This is a genomic window from Oleiphilus sp. HI0066 (assembly GCF_001635725.1).
The window spans coordinates 1-1,208 of sequence record NZ_LWFH01001502.1 but is presented as its reverse complement, the minus strand read 5'-3'; the positions used below and the strand labels follow the sequence as shown (position 1 = coordinate 1,208).

Annotated in this window: 2 protein-coding genes; both read left to right on the top strand. The window is 44.9% G+C overall.

All coding sequences use genetic code 11. The annotated features are described in order from the left end of the window. Positions 1-640 (top strand): MBL fold metallo-hydrolase (locus A3738_RS23435; protein ID WP_068763893.1); only part of this gene is annotated, 640 nt, incomplete at its 5' end. A gap of 42 nt (positions 641-682) precedes the next feature. Next, positions 683-1,208: EamA family transporter (locus tag A3738_RS23430; protein ID WP_156504448.1), on the top strand; the 526-nt coding region annotated here is incomplete at its 3' end.

Genomic DNA, 1,208 nt, shown 5'->3' with positions numbered 1-1,208 from the left:
AGCTAGCGCATTGCTGGAAGTTGAAGGTGCGGCTTACCTTATCGATGCAGGAATCATGGATATTGGCGAGCGATTTGAAGCGTCTTTTCTGAATGCAATATTTCTAACACATTTTCATCCTGATCACGTACAGGGTTTGTTTCATATCCGCTGGGGGAAAGAGCCCAACATTTCGGTATTTTGTCCCCCCGATAAGGATGGCTGCGCTGATTTGTACAAACACCCCGGCTTGCTCGAGTTTATCCATCAAAAGAAATACGCGACTCTAAAATTGGAAAATCTTGAGGTGACTTCATTACCTCTAATTCATTCAAAACTCACCTATGGGTATTTATTCCAGTGTGCCGGGAAATCGGTGGCGTATTTCACCGACACAAAAGGCTTACCGCCTAAAGTGCTTGAATATCTCACTTCTACCGATTTGGAGTATCTGATTATTGATACAAGTTCTCCACCTGATGTTGACAATAGAAACCACAACAATCTCAACGAAACTTTGGCCTTACACGATTCTATTGGACCACGAAAGACGATCATGACTCACATTGGGCACGACTTTGATAGGTGGTTAAAGCAGCACGGAGATAAGCTGCCTAGTGATGTCATTGCTGGCTATGATGGCATGACCTTAACGTTATGAGCACATTCCAAGCACATAAACGGGTCAACTAGGGAGTAGCCCATGATCGATAATGCCTTCGCATTGTTGACGCTATCGGTTCTAATGCATGTCGCATGGAACGTAATGACTCGTTTAGCGGATCCGCGCGCAAATTTTTTGTGGTGGGGCTTATTGGCCCATACGCTTATTTTTGCGCCTTGGGCAATAACCAGTTTGGTTATCGAGGCTCAATGGAACGCTGAACTCATAATCGCCCTTTTTTTTTCCGCAGTAGCTAATGTATTTTATTTCTTCGCTCTTAGACGTGCCTATCACCTGGCTAGCGTATCGTTTGTTTATCCAATTGCCAGAAGTTCTCCAGTTTTAATAGCGCTTTGGGCATGGTTACTATTTGATGAACAGTTAGGCTTATGGGGCATGGCGGGCATTTTCCTTAGTATTTCTGGATTATGGCTATTAGCTAAGGTTGACCCGGGCGAGCGCACTGTCCCAGCGATGAAATGGGCATCACTTGCGGCGATAGGTACGAGCATTTATTCGCTGAGCGACAAAGTAGCAGTCAACTATCTACCCAGTTTTAGTGCTC